Origin of the sequence: Dyella japonica (genome assembly GCF_040545895.1) — a bacterium.
Lineage (GTDB): Bacteria > Pseudomonadota > Gammaproteobacteria > Xanthomonadales > Rhodanobacteraceae > Dyella > Dyella japonica_D.
The window spans coordinates 31,680-58,410 of the sequence record NZ_JBEPMU010000003.1; the positions used below are offsets into that span (position 1 = coordinate 31,680).

18 protein-coding genes are annotated in these 26,731 nt (G+C 63.8%); 13 read left to right on the plus strand and 5 right to left on the minus strand.

From position 1 onward, the window contains the following. Positions 1 to 15 precede the first annotated feature (15 nt). A complete protein-coding gene (gene acnD, locus ABIC75_RS10370; RefSeq protein WP_354013783.1) occupies positions 16 to 2,625 on the minus strand; it encodes a Fe/S-dependent 2-methylisocitrate dehydratase AcnD in 2,610 nt (869 codons plus the stop codon). 240 nt (positions 2,626 to 2,865) lie between these two features. Between acnD and ABIC75_RS10375 the strand changes: the two genes are divergently transcribed. Next, a complete protein-coding gene (locus ABIC75_RS10375; RefSeq protein ID WP_354013784.1) occupies positions 2,866 to 3,351 on the plus strand; it encodes a DUF4442 domain-containing protein in 486 nt (161 codons plus the stop codon). A 58-nt stretch (positions 3,352 to 3,409) separates the two neighbouring features. Further along, positions 3,410 to 4,084, plus strand: a complete 675-nt coding sequence (locus ABIC75_RS10380) for a DUF502 domain-containing protein (protein WP_354013785.1) — start codon at positions 3,410 to 3,412, stop codon at positions 4,082 to 4,084. A gap of 30 nt (positions 4,085 to 4,114) precedes the next feature. Here ABIC75_RS10380 and ABIC75_RS10385 read toward each other — a convergent pair whose 3' ends face one another. Both ABIC75_RS10385 and ABIC75_RS10390 read right to left on the minus strand, forming a co-directional pair. Continuing rightward, complete coding sequence (locus tag ABIC75_RS10385) at positions 4,115 to 5,728, minus strand: multicopper oxidase family protein (protein WP_354013786.1); 1,614 nt, start codon at positions 5,726 to 5,728, stop codon at positions 4,115 to 4,117. Positions 5,729 to 5,807: 79 nt separating this feature from the next. Further along, positions 5,808 to 7,505 (minus strand): phospholipase C, encoded by a 1,698-nt coding sequence (locus ABIC75_RS10390; RefSeq protein WP_354013787.1) that lies wholly within the window; start codon positions 7,503 to 7,505, stop codon positions 5,808 to 5,810. Positions 7,506 to 8,271: 766 nt separating this feature from the next. On the opposite strand from ABIC75_RS10390, the gene ABIC75_RS10395 reads away from it, so the two are divergent. Then, on the plus strand, positions 8,272 to 10,398 hold the full coding sequence (locus ABIC75_RS10395; RefSeq protein WP_354013788.1) for a M13 family metallopeptidase: 2,127 nt from the start codon (positions 8,272 to 8,274) through the stop codon (positions 10,396 to 10,398). Between the two features lie 96 nt (positions 10,399 to 10,494). On the opposite strand, the gene ABIC75_RS10400 is transcribed toward ABIC75_RS10395, so the two are convergent. Both ABIC75_RS10400 and panE read right to left on the minus strand, forming a co-directional pair. After that, the gene (locus ABIC75_RS10400) at positions 10,495 to 10,800 is read right to left on the minus strand and encodes a hypothetical protein (protein WP_354013789.1); all 306 of its coding nucleotides are present in this window, start codon (positions 10,798 to 10,800) and stop codon (positions 10,495 to 10,497) included. 150 nt (positions 10,801 to 10,950) lie between these two features. Next, complete coding sequence (gene panE / locus ABIC75_RS10405; protein WP_354013790.1) at positions 10,951 to 11,880, minus strand: 2-dehydropantoate 2-reductase; 930 nt, start codon at positions 11,878 to 11,880, stop codon at positions 10,951 to 10,953. Between the two features lie 104 nt (positions 11,881 to 11,984). On the opposite strand from panE, the gene ABIC75_RS10410 reads away from it, so the two are divergent. The 10 genes from ABIC75_RS10410 to rapA all read left to right on the plus strand — a co-directional run bounded on the left by ABIC75_RS10410 (position 11,985) and on the right by rapA (position 26,687). Then, on the plus strand, positions 11,985 to 12,158 hold the full coding sequence (locus ABIC75_RS10410; protein ID WP_354013791.1) for a hypothetical protein: 174 nt from the start codon (positions 11,985 to 11,987) through the stop codon (positions 12,156 to 12,158). A gap of 29 nt (positions 12,159 to 12,187) precedes the next feature. After that, positions 12,188 to 14,527, plus strand: coding sequence for a catecholate siderophore receptor Fiu (locus tag ABIC75_RS10415; protein WP_354013792.1), 2,340 nt, complete (start codon positions 12,188 to 12,190; stop codon positions 14,525 to 14,527). 98 nt (positions 14,528 to 14,625) lie between these two features. After that, positions 14,626 to 15,303 (plus strand): Fe2+-dependent dioxygenase, encoded by a 678-nt coding sequence (locus tag ABIC75_RS10420; protein WP_354013793.1) that lies wholly within the window; start codon positions 14,626 to 14,628, stop codon positions 15,301 to 15,303. A gap of 274 nt (positions 15,304 to 15,577) precedes the next feature. Further along, positions 15,578 to 16,135 carry a type IV pilus modification protein PilV gene (gene pilV, locus ABIC75_RS10425; protein ID WP_354013794.1) on the plus strand — a complete coding sequence of 186 codons (558 nt, stop codon included), beginning with the start codon at positions 15,578 to 15,580 and terminating at the stop codon, positions 16,133 to 16,135. After that, complete coding sequence (locus tag ABIC75_RS10430) at positions 16,132 to 17,487, plus strand: PilW family protein (RefSeq protein ID WP_354013795.1); 1,356 nt, start codon at positions 16,132 to 16,134, stop codon at positions 17,485 to 17,487. Before pilV ends, ABIC75_RS10430 begins: the two co-directional genes overlap by 4 nt. 95 nt (positions 17,488 to 17,582) lie before the next feature. Further along, on the plus strand, positions 17,583 to 18,242 hold the full coding sequence (locus ABIC75_RS10435; RefSeq protein ID WP_354013796.1) for a pilus assembly PilX family protein: 660 nt from the start codon (positions 17,583 to 17,585) through the stop codon (positions 18,240 to 18,242). Between the two features lie 17 nt (positions 18,243 to 18,259). After that, complete coding sequence (locus ABIC75_RS10440; RefSeq protein ID WP_354013797.1) at positions 18,260 to 22,687, plus strand: pilus assembly protein; 4,428 nt, start codon at positions 18,260 to 18,262, stop codon at positions 22,685 to 22,687. Next, entirely contained in the window at positions 22,684 to 23,127 is a 444-nt protein-coding gene (locus ABIC75_RS10445) for a type IV pilin protein (protein WP_354013798.1), read from the plus strand. The genes ABIC75_RS10440 and ABIC75_RS10445 overlap by 4 nt, the downstream gene beginning before the upstream one ends. A gap of 5 nt (positions 23,128 to 23,132) precedes the next feature. Next, complete coding sequence (locus ABIC75_RS10450; protein ID WP_354013799.1) at positions 23,133 to 23,744, plus strand: GspH/FimT family pseudopilin; 612 nt, start codon at positions 23,133 to 23,135, stop codon at positions 23,742 to 23,744. Between the two features lie 102 nt (positions 23,745 to 23,846). After that, positions 23,847 to 26,687, plus strand: coding sequence for an RNA polymerase-associated protein RapA (gene rapA, locus ABIC75_RS10455; RefSeq protein ID WP_354013800.1), 2,841 nt, complete (start codon positions 23,847 to 23,849; stop codon positions 26,685 to 26,687). Positions 26,688 to 26,731 lie beyond the last annotated feature (44 nt).

Genomic DNA, 26,731 nt, shown 5'->3' on the forward strand with positions numbered 1-26,731 from the left:
GAGAGGGGCTTCTGGTCACGCCGCCTGCGAAGCCTCGAGGAAGTCCTGCGCAAACCGCTGCAACACGCCGCCGGCCTCATAGATCGACACTTCTTCCGCGGTATCCAGGCGGCAGGTGACCGGCACCTCGATGCGCTCGCCGTTGCTGCGATGGATGACCAGCGTGAGATCCGCACGCGGCGTACGCGTACCGATCACGTCGAAGGTTTCGCTGCCGTCGATGCCCAGCGTCTTGCGATTGGTGCCCGGCTTGAACTCCAGCGGCAACACGCCCATGCCGATCAGGTTGGTGCGGTGGATGCGCTCGAAGCCCTCGGCCGCAATCGCTTCCACGCCCGCCAGCCGCACGCCCTTCGCCGCCCAGTCGCGCGACGAACCCTGGCCATAGTCGGCACCCGCAATGATGATCAGCGGCTGCTTGCGATCCATATAGGTTTCGATCGCTTCCCACATGCGCATCACCTTGCCTTCCGGTTCCACGCGCGCCAGCGAGCCCTTCTTCACTTCGCCGTTTACCACCGCCATTTCATTGATGAGCGTGGGATTGGCGAAGGTGGCGCGCTGCGCGGTGAGGTGGTCGCCGCGATGGGTCGCGTACGAATTGAAGTCCTCTTCCGGCAGGCCCATCTTGGCGAGGTACTCGCCCGCGGCGCTGTCGAGCAGGATCGCATTCGACGGCGAAAGATGATCGGTGGTGATGTTGTCACCGAGCACCGCCAGCGGACGCATGCCCTTGAGCGTGCGCTCACCGGCCAATGCGCCCTCCCAGTACGGCGGACGACGGATATAGGTGCTCTGCGCGCGCCAGTCGTACAACGGCGCAGCGCTGGTGCCGGTGCTGCCCGTGCGCGCGAACATCGGCTCGTAGACCTTGCGGAACTGTTCGGGCTTCACGCTGGAAGACACGATCGCGTCGATTTCCTCGTCCGACGGCCAGATGTCCTTGAGCGTCACCGGCTGGCCATTCGCATCGATTCCGAGCACATCCTTCTCAATATCGAAACGGATGGTGCCGGCGATGGCATAAGCCACTACCAGCGGCGGCGAGGCGAGGAATGCCTGTTTCGCATACGGATGGATGCGGCCGTCGAAATTGCGGTTACCCGAAAGCACGGCGGTGGCATACAGGTCGCGGTCGATGATTTCCTGCTGGATCTTGGGATCCAGCGCACCGGACATGCCGTTGCAGGTGGTGCAGGCGAACGCCACGATGCCGAAGCCGAGCTTCTCCAGCTCCGGCAGCAGCTTGGCTTCTTCGAGATACAACTGCACCGCCTTGGAGCCGGGCGCCAGCGAACTCTTCACCCACGGCTTGCGCGTGAGGCCGCGCGCATTCGCGTTGCGCGCGAGCAGCGCCGCGGCGATCACGTTGCGCGGATTGCTGGTGTTGGTACAGCTGGTGATGGCCGCGATGATCACCGCGCCATCGGGCATCTGGCCGTTGGCTTCCTGCGCCTGCGCGGCGTCGAAGTTCACGGCAATGCCGCGTTCGGCGAGATCCGAGGTCGGCAGGCGCTTGTGCGGGTTCGACGGGCCGGCCATGTTGCGCACCACCGACGAAAGATCGAACGTCAGCGTGCGCTCGTACTGCGCACGATCCAGCGTATCGGCCCACAGGCCCGCGGCCTTGGCGTAGGTTTCGACCAGCTTCACCTGTTCGTCGCTGCGACCGGTAAGGCGCAGGTAGTCGGTGGTCTGGTTGTCGATGAAGAACATCGCGGCGGTGGCGCCGTATTCCGGCGCCATGTTGGAGATCGTTGCGCGATCACCCAGCGTGAGGCTGGACGCGCCTTCGCCACGGAATTCCAGGTACGCGCCGACCACCTTTTCCTTGCGCAGGAATTCAGTGAGCGCGAGCACGATGTCGGTCGCGGTGATGCCGGGCTGGCGCTTGCCGGTGAGTTCGACGCCGATGATGTCAGGCAGGCGCATCCACGACGCGCGGCCGAGCATCACGTTCTCCGCTTCAAGGCCACCCACGCCGATGGCGATGACGCCCAGCGCATCCACGTGCGGCGTGTGGCTGTCGGTACCCACGCAGGTGTCGGGATAGGCCACGCCGTCCTGCACCTGGATCACCGGCGACATCTTCTCCAGGTTGATCTGGTGCATGATGCCGTTGCCCGGCGGAATCACGTCGACGTTCTCGAACGCCTTCTTGGTCCAGTTGATGAAGTGGAAGCGGTCTTCGTTGCGGCGATCTTCAATCGCGCGGTTCTTCGTGAACGCGTTCGGATCGAAACCGCCGCACTCCACCGCCAGCGAGTGATCGACGATCAATTGCACCGGCACCACCGGGTTCACCTTGGCCGGGTCGCCACCGCGCTCGGCGATGGCGTCGCGCAGGCCGGCCAGGTCCACCAGCGCCGTCTGGCCGAGGATGTCATGGCACACCACGCGCGCCGGGAACCACGGAAAATCGCGTTCACGCTTGCGCTCGATGAGCTGTTTGAGCGACTCGGTGAGGATGGCCGGATCGCAGCGGCGCACGAGGTTCTCGGCGAGCACGCGCGAGGTGTACGGCAGCGCGTCGTAGGCGCCCGGCTGGATCGCTTCCACGGCGGCGCGTGCGTCGAAATAGTCCAGCGAGGTGCCGGCCAGGGAGGTGCGATAAGCGGTATTCATGCGGTGAGAACCCTTTGCTGCGTTGTTCTGTGGCGTTATCCACACCGAGGCGCCATCAAGTCGCGCCTTGAGCCGCACATTCTAACGCACCCACTCTGGCCCACCCAGGCAACAACCCGCGTGGCCTCGCTCACGCGGCAACGCTCGTTTTTCTGCAGCATTCCGCAATGCCCATGGACAAAACATACGCATCCGTATGTTTGAGGTATCCTAGGCCGCTCCTCCCCTGACCTGCCCGATATGCGCGCCTCCACTTTCCGCCGCCTGATGAACCTGTGGCCGCCGTTCCTGTTCAACAGCATCCGCGTGCAATACGTGTCGGAAGACTGGTCGGAATTGCGCGTGGTGTTGCGCCTGCGTCCCTGGAACCGCAACTACGTGCGCACGCAGTTCGGCGGCAACCTGTTCGCCATGACCGATCCGTTCTGGATGCTGCTGACCATGCATCAGCTCGGCAACGACTACTTCGTGTGGGACAAGGCCGGTGCCATCGACTTCGTCTCGCCGGGACGCGAGGACGTATACGCACACTTCAAGCTGGAGCCATCGGTCGTCGATGAACTCCGCACCGCTGCCGCCGGTGGCGAGAAGGTGCTGCGCTGGTTCGATGTGGATGTCGCCACGCGCAGCGGCGAGGTCGTGGCCCGTGTGCGCAAGCAGTTGTACGTGCGGCTGAAGCCGAAGGCGCGCGTGGAGCCTGCCGAGCAACAAAGCAACGCCGCCTAGGACGACGCCAAGCCAGTCGCCATGGGACAATGCCGCGTCCCTCCCCGGCATTCCATCCATGAAACGTCTGCGCATCAAGCGTTACCTGTTCACCGGCCTGCTCACCTTCATTCCGCTGTGGGTGACCTGGGTGGTGTTCAAGTTCGTGCTGAGCATGCTCGCCGGCATCGGCACGCCGCTGGCGTCGGCACTGCTGACGACGCTGTCGTCCACCTCGCCACTCGCGGGCATGGCGCTCAACAACGCGTGGATCACCTTCGTGATCGCGCTGCTGCTGACGCTGGGCGTGCTGTACATCCTGGGCTGGCTCGCCAACCGCGTGATCGGCCAACGCCTGATCGACGGCTTCGACGCCCTGCTTGCACGCATTCCGCTGGTGCAGACCATCTACGGCGGCACCAAGAAACTCATGGCCGTACTGCAGCAGAAACCGTCGGGCGTGCAGCGCGTGGTGCTGATCGACTTTCCACGCAAGGGCATGAAGGTGGTGGGCTTCGTCACGCGCGTGATGACGGAGGAAGGCACGGGTCGCGAAATGGCGGCGGTCTACATTCCCACCACGCCCAACCCCACCGGCGGCTATCTGGAAGTGGTGGCCGTGGAGGAACTCACGCCCACCGACTGGACCATGGATCAGGCCATGGCGTTCATCATTTCCGGTGGCGCCGTCGCACCCGATACCTTGCCGGCCTCGCCCGCAACGGCACGCGCACTTGCTCAAGACAACGAATGAGGCCGGTGTGGAAGCGGGCTACGGCCTCTCTCACGCCACCACTTCAAACGGCCGCATCATCTCGTTCGACGCATGCTCCAGCAGATGGCAATGCCAGACATAGCGCCCGACATAACCGTCGAAGGTGATGATGTAGCGCGTCACCATGCCGGGATACACCTGTGCGGTGTCCTTCCAGCCGGCCTCATGTGCAGGCGGCGGCTGTGCCGGACCGGTGTAGCGGATCGTTTTTGATTCCAGGTAGTCGTCCACGTCGAACGGACGACGGTCGAGAATCTGGAAGCGCACCAGGTGCAGATGGATCGGGTGCGTGTCCTCGGTGAGATTCACCAGGCTCCAGATTTCCGTGCTGCCGAGTTTTGGCTTCTCCGTCACCGGATCATGCCAGTGCTTGCCGTCGAGCAGCATCAGCATCGGAGTAGCGACGCAATCGGCGTACTCGTCGATGGTGAGCACGCGCGTGGTCGTGGCGCGCGATTCGGCCACGCGCGGCACGTCGCGCAGCGTGGGCGGCACGCGGCTGTTATCGGCGACCTTTCCAGGCGCGACGTTGAACTGCATCAACGGCAGCGTGTCGTTCATCAGTTCGATGGCACTGCCGTTCAAACTGGCGAAATCCACGATGAGATCGGCGCGCTCGCCCGGCGCAAGGAACAAGCTCGTCTGTGACACGGGCGCAGCAAGCAGACCCTGGTCACTGCCGATCTGCAGGAACGGCCGCTGGCCCCGCAGGCTCAAGCGGAAGAAGCGCCCGTTGGCGGCATTCAACACGCGGAAACGATAACGCCGCGCCTGCACATCAAGGCGCGGCATCAATGCGCCGTTCACCAGCATGGCGTTGCCGAACACTTCCGGCACCCACGGCGCATTGGTTACGCCGGAGGTGGGGTAATACAAATGCCCGTCTTCGGTAAGCAGGCGATCGGTTAACACCAGCGGCAACTCGTAGTCACCGTTGGGCAAGCCCAGCGACAACTCGTGTTCGTCGCGCAACAGGTACATGCCAAACAAGCCGGCGTAGAGATTCAGCCGCTCGATGCCCATGGTGTGGTCGTGGTACCAGAGCGTGGCCGCCTCCTGCTGATTGGGATACGTCTGCTTGCGCACTTGGCCGGGCACGAGCCAGTCCGTGGGGTAGCCATCATCCGTCGCGGGCACGCGCGCGCCATGCACATGCACCACGCCGCGCACTTCCGGCTTGTCGGGCTCGGCGCCGCAAACGTGGTGATCGATGGGCAGAAAGTGTTTCAGAGGAAGTTTGTTGCTCCATTCCACGTGCACCGCTTCGCCGCTGCGTGCCTCGATGGTGGGACCAGGCATGCTGCCGCCGTAGGTCCACAAGCGCGTTGGCGCAAGATCGCGATGCAGGCGCTGCTCGCCTTCGCGCATGGCGATGCGCAGGGTCTCGCCCGCTTTCGGGCGAAGCACTTGCGGCCGCGGCAAGGGATCGACGAACGGCGTGAGCCGCGAGGGATCGAGCAACTTCGGCACGCTGGTTTGATCGGCCACGGCGTGCTTGCAAAGGCCGCTGCCTTTGGCGGCGTGTGGCATGGCCATGTGCATGGGCGCACCCAACGCGCGCAGCGCGCCCGTGCCGGCGACGAGGCCCATGCCCTGAAGAAAACGACGACGCGAGGGATGCAAGATTCACCGCCTCCGTAGTTGAAAAACGAAACGCCCCGGACCGCTGTCCGGGGCGCGCCACGCATGGAAACTCAGGATATCAACCGTGCCAATGCGGCAGGCTCGCCCACGGCCACGGCTTGGGCTGCTTCACCGGCTGGCCGGTCTGCTCGTCCAGGATCAGTCGACGCTGTTCCGGGAACGGCTGGTAGAAATCGAACATCGGGGTGAGCGAGCCGGCCACGTTGTCGAACGAACCACCGCCGAGGCGTTCGCTGCGCAGCCAGTTGTCCTCGATGAAGCGCGTGACGGACGACTGATCGGTCAGCGTGTGATCGACATGGTTGCTGCGCGCCCACGGCGAGACCACCAGCAGCGGCAGGCGCGGGCCATAACCGCAACGACCCTGCACCGGCTGGCCCTTGCTGTTGGTGCCCGGCAGCGTGCCGCGGGCCTTGCACAGGCCCGCGCCGTCGAGTGCATCGGACGAGGTGCTGGACGCATTGATGCGCGGCGCGGCCTGGTGGTCGTACCAGCCGTCGGAGTCGTCATAGGCAATGACCACGGCTGTGTCGCGCCAGTCCGGCTGCTGCTGCAGGAAGTTGATCACGTGCACGATGAACTGCTGCTCGTCCAGGGGATCGGAATAACCCCCATGACCATCCTGGTAACCCGGTGCCTTGAGGAAGCTCACCGACGGGAAGTTGCCCGCCTGCACGGCCGCGTAGAAATCATTGATGTCGTACTGGTGATTGCCGGCATCGCCCTGATGACCGATGGTCTTGGTCGAGGTGGGGCGCGCATGCGTCGGGTTGGCCGTGCTCGGGTAATACTGGAACGGCTGATGATGCGGGATGTAGTCGCTCTCGTTCGCCTTGGTCACTGCCGAGGTGGTCTTGCGCGCGCAGCCGGTGCTGCCGTTGGCGTTGACATGCGTGAGATCGAAGCCGCCTTCGAAGAAGCCCCACGTCACGCCGGCCTGGTTGAGCAGGTCACCCACGTTCTTGCCGCCGAACTGCACCTGGTTGCCCGTGGGCGAAGAGCAGACATCGCCGATGGGATCGGCATCGCCCACCAGCGTGAGACCGCCCTGCCCGTCAGCCACTTCATTGCCGGTGCCGTTGAGCGTCTGCGTGACGCCGTTGGTCTGGCCGGAGATCAGGTTGATGGCGCCCGGCGTGGACGGCCCGAAGGTGCTGCCGTAGCTGTTGTCGCTCAAGGCGAACGACTGTGCGTAGTTCCACAACGCGGTGACGGTATTGCCGTCGTAGTAGCCCATCACCTGGCCAGTGCCTTCCTCATCCGGCGTGGCACCCGGCAGCGTTTCGCCGGTACCGGTGTATTTCGGAAACAGGTCCATCGCGCCACCGTCGAACGCTTTCTGTTCGGGACCGTAGGCGTGGTCCTGGTCGGCCGTCGCGGCCTGCGCACGAGAGAGGCGGAACGGATTGATCGCCCCCGTGCCGTTGGCGCTGTTCTGCTGGTTGGGATTGTGCGTGAGCAACTTGGCGTCGTAGCCGTTCACGCGCGGCGTGAACGGGCGCGCGAAGAACGTCGGCTCGCCCTTGCCGTTGGCGGCGTAGGGATAGGTGCCGAAGTAGTGATCGAAGGAGACGTTCTCCTGGAAGATCACCACCAGATGCTTGATCGGTGTGGACGTATGGACGTCCCCATTGCCACCGCCGTGATGCAGGCTCGCATCGTCGACTGATTCGGCATGGACAGGAAGTTGGGCGAGGGATACGGCGGAAAAACTCAAAACGCACGCGGCAATGCAGACTGCGAGGTTGTTTCGCATGGAAGGCTCCCTACGGTCGCGGTGATGCGCTTCCCCTCAAGCGCTGATTTCTCCGACCATAGGCTCGATTGGTGACAGGCGAATAACAGCAGGCGTCGTATTTTCATGCGATTTTCGCGCTGTGACGTACACCGCAATGCACGAGCGCGCAGCTGGCATTTCTTCGAAGCGATACGAAACGGCTCCGGCTCTAAATCCTCAGCACACCCTTACTGGCGATGTAGCCATACCGTTGATTAGGGAGATCGTGACGATCCGGGCCCGCAATCCTTCAGGCTTGTATGTCGCAGTCAGTGTGAGCTTCTGAGGCCATTTCTTTGGGTTACTTTCGACGCGAAGCTAGTCCCCGTGGGATCTTTGGGCCAGCAAAGAAAAGTGACTCGAGCGGCGGCAGCCGATCGAAACGCCCGCCGCGTAGGCGGCCAGATCGCGGCAACGCGACAATCGCAGCCCAAAGCGACCGGCTGTTCGGCTGCCGAAAAGCGCCTTTGGGCCTTTGGGCCTTTGGGCCTTTGGGCCTTTGGGCCTTTGGGCCTTTGGGCCTTTAGGCCCTTGCCCCAAGCCCATCGCCCCCCTGTAGTCGAATCCCACCTCAAGCCAAGCCCCCCATTGCGCCCAAACCCCCTGACCTTTGACACTGTCTGGACCGTGACTTGCGGCCTAGCCTGAACAGTCGCACGTGCGATCCGGGGGAGCGGCAGGGAACCTCGCGATCGCGATCACCATCGGCCGTCCTGCGCGGCCAACGACACACAGAGGGAAATCCATGACCAAACCGTATATGAAGCCCATTGCGCTCGCCGTGAGCCTGGCCCTGTCGCTGAGCGCCTGCGGCAAGCACGAGGACGCCGAAAAGGCCCCGGCCGCCAGCACCACCGCGCCCGCCCCCGCCAGCACCGCCGCCATGGCGGCTGCCGCGCCCAAGAGCGTGTTCGACGTCAGCGACCTGGACAGCAACATCCAGGCCTGCCAGGACTTCAACGGTTTCGTCAACAGCAAGTGGGTCGCCGCCAACCCGATCCCGAACGACCGCAGCCGTTGGGGCGCGTTCGACAAGCTGGCCGAGGACAGCCTCAACACCCAGCATTCCATTGTCGACGACGCCGCCAAGAACGCCGCCAACGCGCAGGCTGGCTCGATCGAGCAGAAGATCGGCTACCTGTTCGCCTCGGGCATGGACGACGCCGCCATCGAAAAGGCCGGCTTCGATCCGATCAAGCCCAAGCTCGACGCCATTGCCGCGCTGAAGAGCGGCAAGGACGTGGCCAACTACCTCACCCAGAACTTCACCTCGGGTGATCAGCTGGTGTTCCAGTTCGGCTCCGGCGCCGACTTCAAGGACGCCAAGATGCAGATCGGCTTCACCCAGCAGGCCGGCCTGGGTCTGCCGACCAAGGATTACTACACCGACGCGAAGTACAAGGAAATCCGCGACGCCTACGTCGAGCACATCACCAAGGTGCTGCAGCTGACCGGCGTGTCGGAAGCCGATGCGAAGAAGCAGGCTGACCAGGTCCTCGCGTTCGAAACCGAACTGGCCAAGGCCTCGCTGGCGCCGGTGGAACTGCGTACGCCGGAAAACCAGTACCACTTCGTCACCGTGAAGGAAGCGGACAAGATCACCCCGCACTTCAACTGGGAAGATTTCTTCAAGGCCCAGGGCGTGACCATCGACAAGGGCTTCTCGCTGTCGCAGCCGAAGTTCTTCGCTGAGTTCGACAAGCTGCTGGCCACTGCGCCGGCGGACCAGTGGCAGGCCTACCTGCGCTTCCACACCATCGACGACGCCTCGCCGCTGCTCAGCAAGGCCTTCCAGGACGCCCGCTTCGACTTCTACGGCAAGACGCTCTCCGGCCAGCCGGAACAGAAGCCGCGCTGGAAGCGCGTGCTAGGCGGCGTGAACGAGTCGATGGGCGAAGCGCTGGGCCAGCTGTACGTGGCCAAGGTGTTCACGCCGGAAGCCAAGCAGCGTGCCGAAGAGCTGGTCACCAACGTGCGCAACGCGCTGAAGGCTCGCATCGAAAACCTCGACTGGATGAGCGCCGAGACCAAGGAAAAGGCCGTCGCCAAGTGGAACACCTTCCTGCCCAAGATCGGCTACCCGGACAAGTGGCGTGACTGGTCGGGCCTGGACATCAAGCAGGGTGACTACTACGGCAACGTGATGGCCGCCGCCAAGTTCAACTACCAGTACGACCTCAACAAGATCGGCAAGCCGACCGACCGCAAGGAATGGGGCATGACCCCGCAGACGGTCAACGCGTACTACAACCCGACCGACAACACGATCAACTTCCCGGCCGCGATCCTGCAGCCGCCGTTCTTCTATGCCAATGGCGACGACGCGATCAACTACGGCGGCATCGGTGCAGTGATCGGTCACGAAGCCAGCCACGGCTTCGACGACGAAGGCAGCCAGTTCGACGGCGAAGGCAACAACGCCAACTGGTGGACCAAGGAAGACAAGGACAAGTTCGAGGCCCGCACCGCCAAGCTCGTCGCGCAGTTCAACGACTACGCGCCGATCAAGGACAAGCCGGATGTGCACGTCAACGGCCAGCTGACCCTGGGCGAGAACATCGCCGACCTGGGCGGCCTGAACGTGGCGTACGACGCCCTGCAGGAAGCGCTGAAGAAGAACCCGCAGGAAGCCGCCGCGAAGATCGACGGCTACACCGAAGACCAGCGCTTCTTCCTCAACTGGGCTCGCGTGTGGCGCGGCAGCGTGCGTGAGAAGGAAGCCCTGCTCCGCCTCAACACCGATCCGCACGCACCGGCCTCGCTGCGCGCGATGGGCGCTCCGTCGAACATGGAATCCTTCGCCGCGGCCTACCAGTGCAAGCCGGGCGATACCATGGTGCGTTCGGGCGACAAGCAGGTGAAGATCTGGTAATGCCCGTCATGCACTGAGTCGCTCAGTGCAATCGACGAACAAAGGGCGCCCATGGGCGCCCTTTGTTTTCGCTCCTGCCACAACCGGAAGGCTGTATTAGGCGCTATCTTGCAGCAACTGTTCCGCAGCATCCGCGTGACGTATCAGCTGAGCGGCGAGTTTGCGAACCTGGGCAGCAGTGCCATGCATGGTGACTTCCAAACCGGTATAGCCACTGGAATGCATATGCAGGTACACCACCGCACGAGGCCCGGAAAGCGCCTGTATGTCGACGTGAACGTCGCCCATGATGGCCACGTTGCGGGACGCGAGCACGGTCCTCACGCCTTGCGTGCACAGCACGTTGTATTCGCCTCTATTTAATGGTTCCCGCAACAACGGCGAAGCATGTTGCTCCATCATCTTTTCTCTCCCATTCGCCACGACTGAATGTCGGCAAGTCGATGGGCATAGTCGAACGCCTTACTCCGGAAGTGACATAGGCGCACGCCTGAATTGTTGTCGGCAGACTTCACCCGGCTGAGGTGACCAATGAACCGCCGCATGAATCGCTCAGGCCGAGCGTGAGCGTCTCACCTCATAAGCCTTCAGATGCGCGTAAGCGGTACGCAGCATGCCTAGCGCGTCGCTTTCATCGCCGCCGCGATGGAGCAAATCACCCACGATATGATCGGCCTCGATGGGGCCGCCCTGCTCCAGATCGCGCATCATCGAGGCGCTCAATGCCGAGCCCTTTTCCGTAAGCACGCCACGCGCGCGCGCCATCACCGCTTCGCTGGGTGCATGCGCGTTGTGTTCTGCGACGCGGCGGCAATCCTCCAGCAATTGCAACGTGGCTTGTTCGCCGCCCTTGGCCGCCATGATGTCGCCGACGGGTGCACGCATCAGGCAGGTGATGCCGGCGAGTGAGGCGAGGAAGACCCATTTGTCCCACATGTCCTGCAGGATGGTGGTGCTCAGTCGCGGCTCGAACCTGGCCGGGGACATCGCTGCAAGAATGCGTTCCACGCGCTCCGAGCGCGAGCCGTCGCGTTCGCCGAAGGTCACGCTGTGCGACTGGTTGAGATGGCGTACCGTGCCTTGCGCATCGAGCGTCGCCGCGATCACGCACTGGCCGCCGAGCACACGTGCGGCACCGAAGCGCGCATCCAGCAGATCGAGATGCCGCATGCCGTTGAGCACGGGAAGGATGGCCGTCTGCGGCCCGACGGCCGGCGCCATGTCCTCGATCACCTGCGGCAGGTGATACGCCTTGCAGCTCAGCAGGATGAGATCGAAGGTCTCGCGCAGCGCATTGGCTTGCACCGTCTTGGGATGCGGCAACGTGGCATCCCCCAGGCTGCTGCGAATCACCAGGCCGTGCTCGGCCAGCTGGGCGGCTCGCTTCTCGCGCACCAGGAAGGTCACGTCCTGCCCGCTTTCCAGCAAGCGTCCACCGAAATAGCCGCCGGTGGCGCCCGCGCCAATCACCAGAATCCGCATCGTTCGACTCTCCTAGAACCAGGCCGGAAAGGTTACGCCAAGCCGGCCCGCCTGCCTTCCCGACCTAGGTCGGGGCCGTCGCAGCCTCAAGAAGTTGCAATCAATTGCAACTCATTCTCATTACCAATAACATTCAGCAAATGTTTGCCGGCGGGTTCTTGCAGGTGATGGACCACCCGATCGAGCAACAACGCATCCCACGCATGTTTTCAGGACCTATGCCGCAATCGACGCCCGCCGCCGCCACTCGTCGACCTGCCCTGGCCAGCCTCGGCTGACCGCCCCTCACTTTGACGACGAGCTACCCATGGCGCACATCACGAGCCGCAAGCACCCCGTAACCCGCAACGCGCTGAGCGTTGCCACGGCCACCCTCATGACGGGCCTGGCCATGGCGCAGCCGACACTGGCGGCCGATGCACCGGCGGATACCGGCACCACCAACCCGGCAACGACCACCAACACGAACGCGCCGAAGAACCTGCCCGGCGTGTCGGTGGAAGCGTCGGCGGTGAGCGATTACAAGGTCGACAATCTCCAGTCGTCCAAGTACACGCAGCCGATCCTGGACACCACGCAAACCGTCAACGTGATCAGCAAGGACCTGTTCCTGCAGCAGGGCGCGACTACGCTGACCGAGGCCCTGCGCAACAGCCCGGGTGTGGGCACGTTCTACGTGGGCGAGAACGGCACCACCTCCACCGGTGATGCGATCTACATGCGCGGCTTCGATACGTCGGGCAGCATCTTCGTCGATGGCGTGCGCGACCTGGGCACTATTTCGCGCGACGTCTTCAATACCGAGTCGGTGGAAGTGATCAAGGGACCGGCCAGCACTGACAACGGGCGCACCGCGCCCACCGGCGCCGTGAACATGGTCAGCAAGCAGCCGGAACTGGGCAACGGGATCAGCGCTTCGCTCTCCTACGGCAGCGCCGACCAGCGCCGCATCACCGCCGACTGGAACCAGGCCGTGAGCAACACCAGCGCCTTCCGCCTCAACGTGATGGGCCAGGATTTTGGCGTGCCGGGTCGCGACAAGGTGGAGAACAACCGCTGGGGTATCGCACCGGAATTCGCGTTCGGCCTGGGAACGCCCACGCGCGTGTACATCGACTACCTGCACATCAAGCAGAACAACGTGCCGGACGGCGGCGTGCCGACCATCGGCCTTCCCGGCTATACCACTCCCGATCCGAAGCGTCCGTTCCTCACCAACGCCGATGAAGTGGATTCGTCCAACTTCTACGGCACCACGGCCGACCACGACCATGTCACCGCCGACATGTTCACCGTGCGCCTCGAGCACGACTTCAATGACCACATGGTGTTCCACAACACCTTGCGCTGGGGCCGCACGTTCGAGAATTACCTGCTCACCTCGTTCATGGGTAGCGCCGCGAACCTGCTGACGCCGAACCCGAACGATCCGTCGACGTGGACCATCGCGCGCAGCAATCCAACGTTCAAGCACCAGTCGAACCGCATTCTCACCGACCAGGCCAACCTCACCTGGAACTTCGAGACCGGCGCGATCACGCACAACCTCAGCACCGGCATCGAGCTGACGCAGGAGAAGGCGACCACCATCGGTTACGTCGCGCTCAATGGCACGACCTGGCCGGCGGCCAACCTGTACAACCCGAACTGGGACGTGAAGGGCCTCGTGTACGGCCAGAACGGCGCGTATACGGACGGCCAAACGGATACCGCTTCCGCCTACGTGTTCGACACGCTGAAGTTCGGCGAACACTGGCAGGTGAATGCGGGCGTGCGCATGGACCACTACGACACCGACTACTCCAGCGTCGTCGCGTGTGGTGCCCGCAACGCGCCGGTGTGCGGCACGCTGCCCACCGGCTCGCCGGTTCAGGGCCTGACCACCACCACCGGCGACAACCTGTGGAACTGGAAGCTCGGCGTGCTCTACAAGCCGGTCGAATACGGCTCGTTCTACATCAACTACGCCGTGTCGGCCGAACCGCCGGGCGGCAACACGCTCACGCTCTCCAGCTCCACCAACAGCCTGGACAATCCGAACCTGGAACCGGAGCGTGCACGCACGTATGAGATCGGCACCAAGTGGGAGTTGCTGGACCAGCGCATCCTGCTGACTGGCGCGCTCTACCAGACCACGGTGAGCAACGACCTCGTGCAGGATCCGGTCACCCTGCTCTACTACCAGATCGGCAAGAAGCGCGTGCAAGGCGTCGAACTGAGCGCCGTAGGCAAGATCACCGAGAACTGGGCAGTGAGCGGTGGCTTCACCACCATGAATGCCAGCGTGTTGAGCGGCACCGCCGTGGCACAGGACGGCTCGTCCGACCTCGCGTATACGCCGAAGAAGGCCTTCACCAGTTGGACCAGCTATCTGCTGCCCTTTGGCCTGACCATTGGCGGCGGCGCGCGCTACAACGGCGAGATGCTGCGTGGCACGGACGGCGCCATCGGCACGCCTGCGTATACGAAGGCGTATTGGGTGTTCGACGCGTTTGCGTCCTATCCCATCAACAAGAACTTCGATCTGCGCCTCAACCTCTACAACCTCTTCGACAAGGACTATGTCGCGGCGATCAACAAGAGCGGCTACCGTTACACCCCAGGCACCCCGCGCTCGGCGATGATCACGGCCAACGTCCGGTTCTGATGGAACGTTTGCCGATCGCGCATTGCTGATCGAGCGCAACGTCACCGCCCCGATGGCAGTCGGAGCGGCGACGCCACACTCTCACGTCGAGGCACGCCATGCTGCTGCACATTCCAGGGATCCTCGACCAAGCACAGGTGCGTGCCATGCGGCAGGCACTCGATCAGGCCACGTGGACCGACGGGCGCGAGACCGTCGGTCCACAAGGTGCCAAGGTGAAACGCAACCTGCAGTTACCCGATGCTTCACCGTTGCGCGCCGAACTCGGGCGCATCGTGCTCGATGCATTGGCCAAGCATCCGCTCTATCACGCAGCCACGTTGCCGCTGCGCACGCTGGCGCCGCGCTTCAATCGCTATGAAGGCGGCGGGCAGTACGGCTTCCATGTCGATGGCGCGGTGATGTCACTGCCGCACGGCGAACAGTTGCGCAGCGACATCTCCTGCACGCTCTTCCTCGCCGAACCGGAGGAGTACGACGGCGGCGAGCTGATCATCAGCGACACCTACGGCGAGCACGACGTGAAGCTGCCCGCCGGCGACGCCATCATCTATCCCTCAAGCAGCCTGCATCGCGTGACGCCCGTCACACGCGGCGCACGCATCGCCGCGTTCTTCTGGGTGCAAAGCCTCGTCCGCGACGACGGCAAGCGCCGCCTGCTGTTCGAACTGGACGCCTCCATCCAGACCCTCACGCAGACGCAGGCCGATCCGCAGGCCCTGCTGCAATTGACCGGGGTGTATCACAACCTGCTCAGGCAGTGGTCGGAGACGTGAGAGCGAACGCTGGGTCGTGCCACGCGAGTTCGCAATAACTTACGACGCCATTCTTTGAACTCAATCACTTAACTGTGACGGGTGGTGGCGTTTTTCCGACAAGCGGCAATCGAAAGCTGACGTCTTTCATAGGAAAATTCCTTCAAGCCGGGCATGTGTGCTTGCACGGTTCGGCGTTCTGCCCAGAGCAGACGCCCGGCGTTTCGCGAAGGCCATCGGGCCAGAACGCATCGCCGCCAGCCACAGGGGCACGGGAGCAATTGGGGGAAATACGATGCAAGTCATATCGCGTCAGCGAGGCGTCTCGCTGATCGAAGTCCTCGTGGCAGTCCTTATCTTCAGCCTCGGCCTGATTGGCATGGCAGGCCTGTTGATGATGTCCACGCGCTCGAATCAGTCCGCATACCTGCGCACCCAAGTGACCTTCCTTGCCAATGGCATGGCTGACCGCATGCGTGCCAACCCGGCAGGTGTCTGGGGCGGCAACTACAACATCACCGCCTTGCCAACGGCCACCCAGGATTGCAGCGGCACCAGTTGCACGCCGGCACAGCTCGCCAAGCACGATCTGGGCGCCTGGGCGTCACAGCTCAATACGTTCCTGCCTACGGCGACCGCATCCATCAAGTGCGATGCGACGAGCGCAGGCTTCACGCCCAGCAGCACCCAGGTTTCCATGAATCCGCCTTACGGCGGCAGCTGCACGATGGTGATCAAGTGGTCCGAGCGCGACGTGGCCGCCACGACCAATGCGAGCGGCAGCGCCACGGCGGTGGTCGGCAACGCGAACGGCACTACGACGCAGACATTCCAGTGGGTCTTCACGCCATGACGCATCTTGCCCTGCTTCGCCGCCAGCGCGGCTTTTCGCTGATCGAACTGATGATTGCCATGGTGCTGGGCCTGCTGGTAGCCGGCGGCATCATCTCCATCTTCATTTCAACGTCGGCCAGCAACCGCGTGCAGACACAGCTTGCCCGCCTGCAGGAAGAGGGCCGCTACGCCATCACGCGCATCAGCGGCGACATTTCCGCATCCAACAGCCAGTACTGCACCAACACCGGCGGCAACGCCCACCTGGGCAGCGGCGGCGTCTACCTCGACGGTTTGCGTGCGGCCACGGTTTACGCCGCAGGCAACGCCTTGATGGCGGCAATAAACGACAACACCACGCCATGGGGAGCCGGCAACTACCCGGCCATGCCGACGGCGCCGTATTCGTTGCCGGCCTTCCTTTCGATGCGCGGTTACGACTGCACCATCACAGCCTGCCTGCCGCTGGACCCGAGCACGGTGACGTTCACCAATCCGTTGAAGGGCCAGAGCCAGAACATCGGTGATCGTGTGCTTGGTTCGTCGATCCTGACCATGCGCTACATCAACCCGTCGGCCGGCTGGACGATCTACCCCACCGGCAGCGCCACGGGCAGCACCGTGGACATCAATGCCGCGGATGGCTCGCTCAAGGACATCAACCTCAAGCCCATCGGCAGCGAGCCGCCCATTACCAACGTCAAGGCCAACGACCTGATGATGTTGGCCAACTGCTCCAGCGGGCAGATTTTTGCCGTCACCGGCCAGGGTAGCGCGACTCTGACGCCCGCCACGGTAGGCAGCGGCAGCGGCTCCAATTTTGCGGTGCCCAGCGGTCAAGCGGGCATGGCGGCGCCGGTGCTGTTCGACCTCAACACCGATTTCCAGACGGTCACCTATTACCTTCGCGTTGTGCAGGGCAGCGACGGCGTATCGAAGACGGGCGCACTCATTCGCCGCGTGAACGGCGTGGACAGCGACCCCATCGTCACCGGCATCGAACGCCTGAACTTCACGTACGGCGTGGAACTGCCCGACGGCACCACGAAATTCCTCGCCGCCAAGGACGTCGATGCAAGCACCAGCACCACGCCGGGCTGCTCTTCGCAAGTGATGAGCGCCGATACCACAGACAGGGGCTGCCTGTGGCGCGCGGTGAAGAGCATCGAAATCGATCTGGTGATGGACGGCCAGGTGCCGCTCTACACGCTGACCAACAACGAGCTGCAATACACGTATGCGTTCGATAACAAGCTATCGCTCACGCAACCGGGAAGCATGGGCGTGACGCCGGCGCAGCAAGGCTTTGTGAACCAGCTGATCCGTCGCGAATTCACCGCGCTGGTTTCGGTACGCAACTACAACCCCTGAACAATCACGCATGCGCCTTCGGGCGCATGCATCGGTGCCGCGCCAGGCTGATGCCGAAGCGAACGTTCACCGGAAACTGCACAGCGGAGCTCGTCATGACCACGTTTCCATCCGCACACCATCGGCACACGCATCGGCGCCAGCGCGGCGCGGTGCTGATTGTCGCGCTGGTTTTCATGGTGCTGCTGACTATTCTTGCCATCGGCGCATCGGGCCGCTCGCTTTTGCAGGAGCGAATGGTCGGTGGACTGCGCAGCGCACAGCAGGCGCAGATGAGTGCAGAGACAGCGCTGCGCGGCGCCGAGTGGCGTCTGTGGACCAGTACCAGCAACGTGGGCGGCCATCTCAATTGTCTTAACGGCAGCATTTCCTCGGACGACGGCTGCGTCATCTACAACCCCGGCAACCCGCCCTACGATGCGACGGGCGACGTCACCAAGTTCCGCACCAGCCAGGGCTGGGTCACCGGCGTTGGCTACACGTACAAGGGGCCGGGCAAATCGATCGACTACACCGCCAGCAGCCTCGGCAATGCCGCCGTGGCCCAGGCACCGATGTACATCATCGAGGACATGGGCCCCGAGCAGCCGCCGGGTGCGGGCTCACAGCATGAGGCCGGCGACACCGGCCCCAACAACGTGGGCCCGGGCCAGGTCAACACACACATCTTCCGCATCACCGCACGAGCGACGGGTGGCAACCCGAACACCGTGCGCGTGCTGCAGAGCACCTTCGACGCCCAGGCGACCAATTGAGCCGGAGCACATACGACATGCTGACCCGCATTCCCTCTCAACGACTTCGCTTCGGCCTTACGGCCGTGCTGCTGACCCTGCTCAGCGGTTTCGCGGCGCCCTTCACACCGACGGTGGAGGCCGCGACCACCAACGGCTCGGTGGAACTGAGCCCCACGCCGCCGGACCAGACGCAAGCAGTCGGACCGAACATCGTGATGACGTTCGACGACTCCGGCTCGATGCAGTCCAACCGACTCAACGATGCGCCGCCCTTCAGCACGAACAACAACGGCAGCTTGAAAGCGCCGCCTTCGGGTTCGTCGAATAAGTCGTATGACTGGAGCGCCGGCCCGTGGCGTTGCGCTGGCCTGATCGACGCGGACTCCACCGACTCGACCAGCAAGACCCTGCGCGCGCTGACCATGAACGGCGTGTACTACAACCCCAACATCACCTACAACCCACCCATCGACGCCGCCGGCAACACGTTCGCCAATGCCGACGTCAAGCTCCTGGCCGTGCTGGTGGACGGCATCGCCGTGAACCGCCCGCTCAATCCTGCAACGGGCAACAGCACCGGCGCATACAACAACAATCCTGACCTTGACCTGCCCAGTACCGGTGCCGCCACCAACATGATGGGCACGCTGGCAGGCGCGTTGACGTATGGCAACGCGTTTGGCACGACCAGCCAGTGTCCAAGCTCCGGCACCTACAACCTTACGTGCACGCAGTTCAACTCCAACTCGTCCAAGAAGAACGGCACGACGACGTATTCGTACTTCACCTGGCAGGACAGCAATGGCAACACGCTGGCAGGAACCACCTGCCCCAATGGCGTGACCTGCGCGACCCAGTCCTCCACGAAAACGGCGTCCAGCACCTTTGCCACCTGGACCTACTACGCCGACAACCGCTGGATGTGCGGTACCGGTTCGGCGGCTGGCGGCGGTGGCGGTGACATGTATGCGGCGAGCAGCCCGATGGACGGCGCCACGCATACGCTGAGCGACGGCACGTCCTCGACCTATCCGAACGGCACGCCGTACTACTATCGCCTGAAGAAGGGCGTGACCGTCACGCTGAACCAATACGGCACACCGGCCACTCCCACGGATTTGGACACGCTCTACACCCCGAGCAACTGGGAAGCCGTGCCGGTACCGTCGTCGCAGTACCAGAACTTCGCCAACTGGTACGCGTATTACCGCACGCGCAACCAGATGGCGCGCACGTCGCTGTCGCGTGTGTTCGGTTCGCTGGGCGGCAAGACGGAATCGGGCGGCTACGGCAGCAACATCCGCGTGGCCTGGCAGAACCTCAATTCGGGTACGTACAAGCTCCCCACGGGCAGCGTCATCAGCGAGCTGCTCGATGACAAGTCATGTTCCGGGGTAGCCGCATCGGACAGCTCCAAGAGTCCATCGTCGGTGCAGGTAACCACAAGCAATACAGCGCAGCCCACCTGTTATCGCAGCGCGTTCTACAACTGGCTGTTCCAGGTACCGGCGAGCGGCGGCACGCCAACGCGCAGCGCCGTGGCGCGCGCAGGTAAGTTCTTCACCGGCGCTTCGGGCAAGGACCTCACGGACCCTTACTGGCAGCCCGCCTATATCGACCCGGTCAGCGGCTCGGCCATTGGCTCGTCGCACGAGCTGTATTGCCGCCAGAACTTCCACATGCTGGTTACCGATGGTTTGTGGAACGGTGGCAAAGACGGCCCGACTGCCACATCGCTGACACTACCACCGTCGGCCGGCACACTGGCTCTGCCCGACAATGTGGCGTTTCCAGGCACTGGCTCGGCCGGCGTGACGTCTATCTACGCTCGCGTTGATGACACCGCTGATACGGGCACGGACTCGAACAACAACTCGTACAACTACGCGTCGCTCTCGGATGTGGCCTTCCACTACTGGGTGACCAATCTCCGCCCTGATCTGTACAAGCCGGCCAACAACCAGATCGTGCCGCCCTACCTGCCCGACCAGACCACGGGCGTGGTGAATACGAACAACACGACGGGTTCGGTCGTCACCTCGACCAACATCAACAGCGAGATCTACTTCAATCCGAAGAACGATCCGGCCACGTGGCCGCACATGTCCGAATACCTGGTCGGCCTGGGCGTGAACGGCCAGCTGAGCTTTTCCAACGACACGGATTGCACCGCCAGCACGCCGACGAGCAGCTCCGATGCGTGCGCGTTGCGCAAAGGCATCACCAATTCGTCGACGAGCATCGGCTGGCCGGTGCCCAACGGTTCGGGCAGCGGCATCGCGGCCAACGTGGACGATACCTGGCACGCGGCGCTGGCTGGCCGCGGCCAGTACTTCAATGCCGGCAACCCGGCGGCGCTCATCACGCAGATCACCAACATCCTGACCAACATCTCTGCGCGCGCCGCGCAGCCGGTGGTGAGTGCGGTGAACGCGACAGTGCTGTCGCTGGGCTCCGTGACCTACAACACCGGCTATAGCTCGGTGGATTGGACCGGCGTGCTGCAGGCCGTGACGCTGAACTCCGATGGTTCGATCGGCGCGCAGCTGTGGGATGCCGGCGACATCCTCACCAACAAGACCGCTGCGGTGAACCGCCAGATCTTCACGGTGATGCAGAACAGCGGTGGCACCATGACGGCCATTCCGTTCGAGAGCAACGCCGGGTTCGACACGGCCGAACAGAACGCGCTGAATCTGCCCGCCTCGGCGGACAGCACCAACGATACGTTGCAGACCCGCGTGAGCTATCTGCGTGGCGACCGCACCGAGGAAACCGCCAACGTGATGCGCACGCGCAGCAGCCTGCTGGGCGCCATCATCAACGCCCAGCCGGTGTATGTGAGCTACCCCGCCAGCGGCTACAACAACAACTGGCCGGCGGGCTCCAATGAAGTGCTCTCGGGCGCAGAGACGTATGATGACTACGTCAGCACGCAGGCGTTCCGCGCCGGCACGCTTTACGTGGCCGCCAACGATGGCATGCTGCATGCCTTCGATGCCTCGCTGACCTGCTCCGCTAAAGACAGCAACAACAACTGCATCAGTCTGGGCACCACGCAGGCCGCCACGGCGGGCCAGGAGCGCTGGGCTTACGTGCCGCGTGCCGTCTACGGCAACCTTGGCAACCTGACCAGCAAGAACAGCTTCAAGTTCGCCCCCACCGTGGACGCCACGCCGATCACGCGTGACGTGTTCTTCTCGGACCAGAAGTGGCACACCATCCTCGTCGGTGGCCTGCGCCTGGGCGGCCGCGGTGTGTACGCGCTGGACATCACCAACCCCACCGGAGTCTCGGAAACCAAGCCCAACGTGTTGTGGGAGTTCGATGCGGATACGACAGCCTTTGACGCCAGCCACCTGGGCTTTACCTATGGCCAGCCGAATATCGGCCGCCTCGCCAACGGCGAATGGGTGGTGCTGGTGCCGGGCGGTTACTTCCCCGACTGCAGCAAGAGCGATGCACCGCCGAACTGCACAAGCATCACCTTCCCCACGGATACCAGCTACACGTCGCTGTTCATTCTCGACGCGCAGACAGGTGCACTGGTCAAGGAGCTGAAAACACCGACCAACATCACGGGAGTAACCAGCTTCGGCCTGACCTCGCCGGTGCTTGGCGACTACAACAACGATCAGATCGACGACGTCGCGTATGCCGGCGACCTTGCAGGCAACCTGTGGCGTTACGACCTGACCGACACTTCGCCCGACAATTGGAAGGTGTCCCTCGCCTACCAGCCGCCCACCCAAGGCACGCAGCCGATCACGGTGATGCCGCGCCTGTTCCCTGACCCGGCCACCAATCGCTTCATGGTGGTGTTCGGCACCGGCAAGTACCTGGGTGCGAACGACAACACCTCCACGACCATCCAGTCGGTCTATGGCATCCGCGACCTGGTGTCGTCAGGTGCGACGGTGACGGTGACTCAGGACAAGCTGCTGAAGCAGACGCTGTCGGAGACCACCATCAACGATTCCACCAATGCCAACAACGGCGCCACGCTGCGCAGCATCACCAGCAACAAGATCAGCAACAGCTACGAAGGCTGGTATTTCAATCTCAATACGCTCGACAGCAGCGGCAAGCAGACCGATGTAGGCGAGCGCGTGGTGGTGACGCCGGCCGCGTTGTTCAACACCAACACGGTGGTGATCAGCACGCTGATGCCGGGCAACACCGACCCATGCAACCCGTCGGTGGTCGGCTCCATCATGCTGATCGACGCCACCAGTGGCGGCGCGGGCTCGGGCCTGTCCTCGCTCGGCGGCGTTCCCTACGTGGGCGCACGCGTGAACAACGTACGCACCAGCGGCACCATGCCTGTGACCACCACCGTCGGTGGCGGCAAGACGCTGTTCCCCGGCGTGACCCTGACGGGAACCGGCGGCGGTACAGGCCAGACCCTCACCGGTGACGCGCCGATCTGGCGTCGTCGCTCCTGGTCGGAAATCCATCCATGATCGCGATCAAGAGGCTTCCCATGACCCGCTCGCGCGGCTTCACCCTGATCGAGCTGTTGATAGTCGTGGCGATCATCGCCGTGCTGGCGGGCATCGCGATACCGATGTATCAGCGCTACACCTTCCGCGCGCGGCGTGCGGATGGCCAGCAGCTGCTGCAGGCCATCGCCACGGCCCAGGAGCGCTACTACTCGACCAACAACAAATACACCGATCTGGCCACGCTCGGTTACGCCAGCCCTGTCACCTCGGAACATGGCTTCTACATCGCGGATATTCCGGCGAGCGCGTCCACCTCAGGACAGGCGTTCACCGTGGAAGCCATTCCGCAGACCAGTCAGAGCAAGGACGTCTGCAAAACACTCACCATCTACAGCAGCGGCAAGCGGACGCCCGATACCAGCGATCCCGCGCTCAACTCCAACGGTCCGTGCTGGTGAGCGCCATGAATCGGACAGCCGCGAAGACACGGGGCTTCTCGCTCATCGAAATGATGGTGACGCTGGCCATCATGGCCATCCTGGCCATGATCGCGATTCCATCGTTCCGCAACATGACCCGCCGCAATCAGGTCACAACGTCGACCAACAGGTTGCTTGCCGACCTGAGTTACGCAAAGACGGAAGCCGTGAGTCGCGGTTTGTTCGTGTCCCTCTGCCCCAGCTCGGACGGCGAAACCTGCCAGACCACCACCACGTATGACACGGGCTGGATCGTGTATGCGTACTCGCCGGGCAACGCCAAGGCCAACACGAAGTTCGACAACACGTCGCCGGCCACCAATCTGCTGCTGCGCTACACGCAGGCCCAGCAGGGCGTGTCGATCACGGGACAGGACAACAGCACGAACAACGACGTCATCAGCTTCGACTCCCAGGGCCAGCAAATGCCCAGCGCCAGCGCCAAGGAGCTGGATTTCGTGGTCTGCTATCGCGACGGCACCAGTGGCGTGGGCACCAGTACGAGCGCCGCGCAGGGCTCGGAGCTGGTCCTGATGGCATCCGGTGGCCTCACCACCAAGCCCTGGCCCGTGGGCAGCGCCTGCACGCCTTCCTGAAGCGTGCAGGCGCTGCCCCTCCATGAGGCATCACGTACTTTCTCTAGGCATCCACAACCACTGAGCGGATAATCGACGGTCCTTGCAACTTGCGGATCGCTGATGTTCGTACCTGGTCAACGTTGGATTTCCACCGCCGAGCCCGAGCTTGGCCTTGGCACGGTGCTTCGCGTCGAAGGGCGTGGCGTGCAGGTGCTGTTTGCCAAGGCCGGTGTGCTGCGGCCCTACGCGATCGACTCGGCGCCGCTGGTGCGCGCGGAGTTCCGCCCTGGCCAGCGCGTGGCGGGCAAGGGCATCGCGTTCCTGGTCGAACGGGTGGAAGTGCGCGAGGAGCTGCTGGTCTATCGCGGCGAGGGCCGGGAGCTGGAGGAAGGCCAGCTCGACGACGAACAGAGCGTCAGCCAGGCCGATGACCGCCTGATCGGCGGCCGCACCGATCCCGTATCCCATTTCGAATTGCGTCTGGAAGGCCTCAAGCGCCGCGCCGAGGCGCGCCGCTCGCCCGCATGGGGCCTGGGCGCCTCGCGCATCGGGCTGGTGCCGCACCAGTTGCGTGTGGCGGGCATCGCCGCATCGCGCCGCCCTCCCCGCGTGCTGCTGGCGGACGAGGTGGGCCTGGGCAAGACCATCGAGGCGGGCATGATCATTGCTCGCCAACTCGCCACCGGCCGCGCCGGGCGCGTGCTGGTGCTGCTGCCCGACACGCTCGTCTACCAATGGTTCGTGGAGCTGCTGCGTCGCTTCAACCTGAGCTTCGCCATCTACGACGAAGAACGTTGCGAATCGCTGGAGCAAGGCGGCGACACCTCCAATCCCTTCGAGGACGAACAGCTCGTCATCGCCGATTTCACCTTCCTCGAGCAATCGCCCAAGCGCGCGCAGCAACTGCTCGATGCGCGCTGGGATTTGCTGGTGGTCGACGAAGCCCATCACCTCGCCTGGGCACCCGATGCGGCCAGCCCGCGCTACACGCTGGTGGATCAGCTCGCGGCGGCTACGCCGGGCGTCATCCTGCTCACCGCCACGCCGGAACAGCTCGGACGCAGCGGCCATTTCGCGCGCCTGCGCCTGCTCGATCCGCAGCGCTACCACGACCTGGACGTCTATCTGTCCGAATCGGACACGTTCCACAGCCTGTCGAAAGTGGCCGACCGCTTGCTGGACGGCAAGGCGCTCGACGATGCCCAGCTCGCCACGCTGCGCGAGGCCTTCGCGGGTGACGATGCCCTGCAGGCGCGCCTAGCTGACACCACCAAGCCGGACAACGCGCGCGAGATCCTCGCCGCGTTGATCGATCGCCATGGCACCGGCCGCGCGATGTTCCGCAATCGCCGCGCCAGCATCGGCGGCTTTCCCAAGCGCGCGCCGGTGTGGCATCTGATCGACAAGGACACGCTGAGCGAAGATGCGCGCCAGGCGTTGCTCGGTGAATTCCACGCCGATATCCAGCAGCCCTCGCCGGCCATCGAGATCGACTACGGCAACGATCCGCGCATCGATGCGCTGGTCGCCCTGCTCGACGCGCACCCGCAGGACAAATTCCTGCTGATCTGCCGTAGCCAGGCCAAGGTACTCGCGCTGGAAGAAGCGCTGCGTACCAGGAGCGGCGTGGGCGTGGCGCGCTTCCACGAAGGCCTGGGCATCGTGCAGCGCGATCGCAACGCGGCGTATTTCGCGCAGCCGGACGGCGCGCGCTTGCTGCTGTGCTCGGAAATCGGTTCGGAAGGCCGCAACTTCCAGTTTGCTCACCGACTGGTGCTGTGGGACTTGCCGCTCGATCCCGATCTGCTCGAACAGCGCATCGGTCGTCTCGATCGCATCGGGCAGAAGCACGACATCAGCATTCACGTGCTCGCCGTGGCCGACAGCGCACAGCACGTGCTCGCGCGTTGGTACGACGAGGGCGTGGATGCGTTCCGCTCCAGCCCGGCCGATGGCCGCGAATTGCTGCGCCGTTTCGGCGATGCGCTGTCGCGCCTGGCCAGCGAACATGCACGCGGCGACGACAACCGTGACCAGGAACTGGACGTGCTGCTTGCGGAAACGCGCGGCGCGCACGAGGAAATGGCCGAGTTGATCCGCGATGGCCGTGACCACCTGCTGGAACTGGCCGCCAGCCGCGACCTGCATGCCGACGAACTCGCGCAGGCGTTCACGCGTGAAGACAACGATCCCAGCCGCGACGCCTTCATCCAGGGTCTGCTCGAGCGCTTTGGCATTCATGCCGAGGAACTGGGCGGCAAGGTTCTGCTGCTCGATCCGCAGTACCTGTCCACGGATGCCCTGCCCGGCTTCGCCGAAGGTCCGCAGGCTGTCACGTTTGCCCGTGACGTGGCATTGGCTCGGGAAGAACTGCCGCTGTTGCGCCTGGATCACCCGATGGTGCTGGGCGCACTCGATCTCACCTTGTCCAACGAACAAGGCAACGCAGCGTTTCTCGTCGACGATGCCCTGCCGCCGCGCAGTGCGTTGCTGCAGAGCGTGTTCCTGATCGAATGCGTGGCCGACCGCAAGCTCGACGCCGAACGCTTCCTGCCGCCGCAACCCATCGTGGTGACGGTCGACACGCGTCTGGCTGAGCGGCCGGATTTCCGCCCCAGCGACATCGGCCTGCGCAAGGCCGCCGACCGCACCATCGAAGTGGCGCGCTACCGCAAGTTCCTGGCCAAGCTGGTGCCGCCGATGCTGGAGAAGGCGGAAGCCATCGCCAGCGAACGGGCCAAGGCGAATGTCGACGAGGCCGTGGCATTGGCCACGGATACGCTCGACGCCGAGCTGTCACGCCTGCTGGCATTGCGTGCGGTGAACCCGGCCATCAGCGAAGCGGAAATTTCGGCCATCGCGGACGAGCGCACGGCGTTGCTCAAGGCCTTGCCGGGTGCCCGTTTGCGTCTCGACTCCGTGCGTTTCGTCGTGAGCCCGGACTTCCTCGCGCTGCGGTAAGACAAGGCGCGTGTTGCAGATCGCCGCGGAGAAACTCTGCGGCG

Excerpts from the sequence above, each read along its gene's own strand:
- acnD (WP_354013783.1), bottom strand. The coding sequence starts at position 2,625 with ATGAATACCGCTTATCGCACCTCCCTGGCCGGCACCTCGCTGGACTAT.
- ABIC75_RS10375 (WP_354013784.1), top strand. The coding sequence starts at position 2,866 with ATGCGCGCCTCCACTTTCCGCCGCCTGATGAACCTGTGGCCGCCGTTC.
- ABIC75_RS10380 (WP_354013785.1), top strand. The coding sequence starts at position 3,410 with ATGAAACGTCTGCGCATCAAGCGTTACCTGTTCACCGGCCTGCTCACC.
- ABIC75_RS10390 (WP_354013787.1), bottom strand. The coding sequence starts at position 7,505 with ATGCGAAACAACCTCGCAGTCTGCATTGCCGCGTGCGTTTTGAGTTTT.
- ABIC75_RS10395 (WP_354013788.1), top strand. The coding sequence starts at position 8,272 with ATGACCAAACCGTATATGAAGCCCATTGCGCTCGCCGTGAGCCTGGCC.
- ABIC75_RS10400 (WP_354013789.1), bottom strand. The coding sequence starts at position 10,800 with ATGATGGAGCAACATGCTTCGCCGTTGTTGCGGGAACCATTAAATAGA.
- panE (WP_354013790.1), bottom strand. The coding sequence starts at position 11,880 with ATGCGGATTCTGGTGATTGGCGCGGGCGCCACCGGCGGCTATTTCGGT.
- ABIC75_RS10415 (WP_354013792.1), top strand. The coding sequence starts at position 12,188 with ATGGCGCACATCACGAGCCGCAAGCACCCCGTAACCCGCAACGCGCTG.
- ABIC75_RS10420 (WP_354013793.1), top strand. The coding sequence starts at position 14,626 with ATGCTGCTGCACATTCCAGGGATCCTCGACCAAGCACAGGTGCGTGCC.
- pilV (WP_354013794.1), top strand. The coding sequence starts at position 15,578 with ATGCAAGTCATATCGCGTCAGCGAGGCGTCTCGCTGATCGAAGTCCTC.
- ABIC75_RS10430 (WP_354013795.1), top strand. The coding sequence starts at position 16,132 with ATGACGCATCTTGCCCTGCTTCGCCGCCAGCGCGGCTTTTCGCTGATC.
- ABIC75_RS10435 (WP_354013796.1), top strand. The coding sequence starts at position 17,583 with ATGACCACGTTTCCATCCGCACACCATCGGCACACGCATCGGCGCCAG.
- ABIC75_RS10440 (WP_354013797.1), top strand. The coding sequence starts at position 18,260 with ATGCTGACCCGCATTCCCTCTCAACGACTTCGCTTCGGCCTTACGGCC.
- ABIC75_RS10445 (WP_354013798.1), top strand. The coding sequence starts at position 22,684 with ATGATCGCGATCAAGAGGCTTCCCATGACCCGCTCGCGCGGCTTCACC.
- ABIC75_RS10450 (WP_354013799.1), top strand. The coding sequence starts at position 23,133 with ATGAATCGGACAGCCGCGAAGACACGGGGCTTCTCGCTCATCGAAATG.
- rapA (WP_354013800.1), top strand. The coding sequence starts at position 23,847 with ATGTTCGTACCTGGTCAACGTTGGATTTCCACCGCCGAGCCCGAGCTT.